Annotated in this window: 2 protein-coding genes; both read left to right on the top strand. The window is 49.9% G+C overall.

Going from position 1 to position 4793, the window contains the following annotated elements:
- Window positions 1-4354, top strand: a 4354-nt coding sequence (locus tag RMO27_RS08850; RefSeq protein WP_396133646.1) for an amino acid adenylation domain-containing protein, incomplete at its 5' end; no start/stop codon positions are given.
- A gap of 57 nt (window positions 4355-4411) precedes the next feature.
- Window positions 4412-4687: an IS1096 element passenger TnpR family protein gene (locus RMO27_RS08845; protein WP_309731458.1), complete on the top strand. Its 276-nt coding sequence runs from the start codon at window positions 4412-4414 to the stop codon at window positions 4685-4687.
- Window positions 4688-4793: the final 106 nt, after the last annotated feature.

Here is a 4793-nt window from a genome sequence, read left to right as displayed (position 1 = left end):
CTATACGATCGATTTCACGATGCGGCTAGTGGGAAATCTAAATATTAAAGCTTTAGAACAGGCTTTTGGCGCGCTCGTCGATCGCCATGAACCGCTGCGGACTCAGTTTAAGCTCCAGGATAACCAACCAATTCAGTCGATCGTTCCCAGTCTGACTATTACGTTACCAGTGGTAGATCTCCAACATGAATCAGATCCCTGGCAACAAGTGCAGCAACTGGCAGCAGTAGAAGTCTCTCAACCCTTCGATCTGGCTGATGGGCAAGTATTGCGCGTCAAGCTATGGCAAGTTGCTCCAGACGACTATGTACTAACATTAGCCATTCACCATATTGCCGCTGATGGTTGGTCATTAGGCATTTTAATCGGTGAATTATCAGCCTATTATCGGAGCTTTTTAACGGGGAATTCTGCCGTTTTACCAGAGTTACCCGTTCAGTATGCCGACTTTGCCGTGTGGCAGCGTCAGTGGCTGACCGATCGAGTCCTAGAGCGTCAGTTAAACTACTGGAAACAACACTTAACGGGCGCACCATCGCTAATCGACCTACCGACAGACCGCCCCCGCCCAGCGATCCAGACTTTTCGCGGTGGGACAGAGCGACTGCAATTAGATCCTCAACTCACCCAGCGGCTTAAACAGCTCAGTCAAGAGTCAGGTAGCACGCTATTTATGACCCTATTGGCGGGTTTTGCTGTATTACTTTCCCGTTATAGCGATCAAACGGATCTGGTCGTTGGTTCGCCGATCGCCAATCGCAACCGCACCGAAATCGAAGGGTTAATTGGCTTTTTTGTCAATAGTCTAGCCTTAAGATTCGATCTGTCCCAATCACCCACCTTTGATGCATTTCTCGCCCAGGTGCGACAAGTTACTCAAGATGCTTACGACCATCAGGATTTGCCCTTCGAGATGTTGGTCGAAGAGTTGCACCTAGAGCGGCATTTCGATCGCAATCCCTTGGCACAGGTAGTATTTGCGCTCCAAAATGCACCAACTACTGGGTGGGATTTGCCTGGTGTCAAGGTCGAAGATCTGCCTTCAGGCATGGACTCAGTGCGGGTTGACCTCGAAGTTTACCTGTGGGACACCCCCGCAGGCTTGCAGGGCTTTTGCGCTTACAACCGAGACTTATTTGACGCGGCAACGATTGCGCGGATGATGCAACATTTTGGGACTTTGTTAGCCGCAATTGTAGCCAATCCCCAACAGTCGGTCGCCTTACTCCCCTTGCTCACCGCACCAGAACGCCAGCAACTTTTACAGGAGTGGAACGACACTCACACCGAGGCTCTCTTCGACAAGTGTATTCACCAGTTAGTTGAGGCACAGGTGCAGCGAACTCCAGATGCGGTGGCAGTTGTCTTTGAGAGTCAACAACTGACTTATGCCGAATTGAATAGTCGCGCTAATCAGTTGGCTCACTATTTACAGTCACAAGGCGTGACAGCAGAGGTAATAGTGGGTATTTGTGTCGATCGATCTGTAGACATGATCGTGGCACTACTAGGCATTCTCAAGGCAGGTGGAGCCTATGTCCCGCTCGATCCGAACTATCCTCAAGAGCGGCTCGCCTGGATGCTAGCAGATACTCAAGTGCCACTCCTACTGACGCAACGGTCACTGGTCGATCGACTGCCCCCAACTCCAGCTAAACTTGTCTTTATCGATGAGATTTGGTCACAAATCACTCAGACTAGTCAGGCTAATCCGACTCAGATCGTCACGGCGGCTAATCTCGCCAATGTGATTTATACTTCCGGTTCTACGGGAAAACCCAAAGGGGTGATGGTTGAGCATCGAGGATTGTGTAACCTCGCTCAAGCTCAAATTCAGACTTTTGGGGTAGATACTGATAGTCGTGTGCTCCAGTTTGCCTCCTTCAGTTTTGATGCTTGTATCTCCGAAATTTTGATGGCATTGGGAGCAGGAGCGACACTTTATCTGGGCAGCAAAGATGCGCTGATGCCTGGTATGCCCTTGATGGAACGATTACGCGCTGATGCGATTACCCATATCACGCTCCCCCCATCCGCATTAGCAGTACTGCCTAGTCAAGAACTGCCAGCACTGCAAACCATCATTGTCGCCGGAGAAGCCAGTTCGCCCGAACTGATCGACAAATGGGCGGCAGGACGCAACTTGTTCAATGCCTACGGCCCCACAGAAGCCAGCGTTTGCGCCACCATTGCCAAATGCACGCCGTTCGACTCGAAAGTAACTATCGGTCGCCCCATTGCCAACGTCCAAGTTCACATTTTAGACTCTCACTTACAACCTGTACTGATCGGGGTTCCAGGGGAGTTACACATCGGTGGGATCGGCGTAGTCAGGGGCTATCTCAACCAACCAGAGTTAACCCGATCGAAATTTATCCCCAATCCCTTTGGCTCATCAAAATTATATAAAACTGGGGACTTAGCCTGCTACTTACCCGATGGATCGATCGAATACTTAGGACGCATCGATAATCAGGTTAAGGTGCGAGGTTTCCGGATCGAATTAGGCGAAATTGAAGCTGTTTTGAGCCAACATCCTCTAGTCCAGTCGGCTGTCGTTGTCGCCCGTCCTGACCATCCCAGCGATCATTCCCTGACTAATCTCCATACCAATTTGGTAGCTTACTTAGTGCCTGCGCTCACAGGTACGGCATTACCCGCACAGTTGGCTCAATGGCAGAGCGAGTACGTCAGTGACTGGCAAAAACTCTATGAAGAATCCTATAGCCAAACGCTAGTAGCCACAGCCGACCCCACATTTAATATTAGTGGTTGGAATAGTAGCTATACTGGGCAACCTATCCCCGCACCAGAAATGCAGGAATGGGTGGAGAATACCGTCAGTCGAATACTCGCGAACAAACCCCAGCGAGTGTTAGAAATCGGCTGTGGGAGTGGATTAATCCTCTTTCGCGTCGCACCACATTGCCAAACATATTGGGGAGCCGATTATTCCTTGGCAACTATCCGCAATCTGGAGCGATTATGTGGGGAGCGCGAGGGTTTAGACAATGTGCAATTGCAGCATCAACCAGCAGATAACTTTGCCCAGATCCCTCCAGGGGCTTTCGATACGGTAGTTATCAACTCCGTAGTCCAGTATTTCCCCAGTGTCGAGTATCTGTTACAGGTGCTAGACGGGGCAATGAGGTCGATCGAACCCGCAGGCAAGGTTTTCATCGGTGATGTCCGGAGTCTGCCCTTGCTGGAGCCATATCATGCCGCTGTGCAGTTAGCTCGTGCCGAGTCCGATCGCAGTATCGAACAATGGCAACAACAGGTACAGCAAAGTATCACCGCCGAAGAAGAACTACTAATCGATCCCCGCTTTTTCCTCGCGCTCAAACAACGTTTTCCCCAGATTGCCTCGGTAGAGATTCAACCCAAACGCGGTCATGGTGAAAATGAACTCACCCAATTCCGGTATGATGTCACCCTCCATCTGGGTGCTGATGTCCAACCACAGGTAGTTCCGTGGTTAAATTGGCAACTCGATCGACTTTCGTTGCCACAATTGCAGGATCGACTGATGACGGAGCAGCCAGCACACTTGGGGATCAGGGATATCCCTAATCAACGAGTCCAACCAGCCCTCCAGATTTTGGACTGGTTAAAACATCCCCCCACCGTTTCAACCGTCGGCGAATTGCGACAACATTTAGCACAACAGCCCAATCTGGGCATTCATCCCGATCGATTGTATGAACTAGGAGAGCAGCTCGGCTACACCGTATCCCTGAGTTGGTGGGGCAGTAGTCAGGATGGTTCTTTTGATATAGTGTTCTGTCGCGATTCAACGTCAGATTTTGTCCCATTGTGGGAGCCAGAGACAACCAGGGCTAAAGATTGGAGTGACTACACAAACAATCCGCTCTATGGCAAGTTAGTCCAGAAGTTAGTGCCCCAAGTGCGGGAATTGAGCCAACAACAGCTACCCAGTTACATGGTGCCGCAGGCGTTTTTCCTGCTCAATGCGCTGCCTTTGACACCCAATGGTAAGGTCGATCGGCGCGCTTTGCCAACAGCAGATGTCACCAGAAATCTAGCAACTGGATTTGTTTCACCTCAAACACCGATTGAAGCTCAACTAGTTCGAGTCTGGAGTGAGGTTCTGGGCGTAGAACGGATTGGGATTAAGGATAATTTCTTTGACTTAGGTGGACATTCCCTGTTAGCTACTCAAGTCATCTCGCGATTACGCGATCTGTTCGCAGTGGAGTTATCCTTACAAAATTTGCTGGAGTATCCAACGGCATCTGGCTTGGCGCAAATTATCGAGATACTGCTATCTGTACATCACGATCGAATGGCAATTACAAAATCCCCAGCAGATTATGAAGAAGGAGAATTTTGACGAGAGCGATTTTTTTCGGGGGGAGATGAAAGACCAGAAATGCGGTAAAATGGCTCTATGTCTGACTCCGAGCAAATAATCATCTACCAACTCAAGATTTTCATCCTGGGCATCAGTCCCATGATTTGGCGGCGGTTCAAAGTTCATAGCAATAGCAATAGCACCATCACTGATTTACACTATATCGTCCAGATCGTCATGGGGTGGACAGATTGCCAAGCGAGCTTTGCGGGGGAAGCTTCCCCCGCAAACGTCGCGCATTTACATCGCTTCGTCATCCACGGGAAAGATTATGGGATCGCTCAGAGCGGGGGAAACGCAGAGTTAAACTAAGCGACTACCTCACGACAGCCGCTCGTCTACAAAACCGTGCTTGACAGTTTCCCGTCACACGGCTCCTCGATAATTTGACCTTTTTCATAGGTACGTCTGTCCTTAG

It is taken from the genome of Chamaesiphon sp. OTE_75_metabat_556 (genome assembly GCF_031378165.1).
Classification (GTDB): Bacteria; Cyanobacteriota; Cyanobacteriia; order Cyanobacteriales; family Chamaesiphonaceae; genus Chamaesiphon.
Note: the sequence above shows the minus strand (reverse complement) of the source record. Positions and strands in the feature narration are given on the sequence as shown.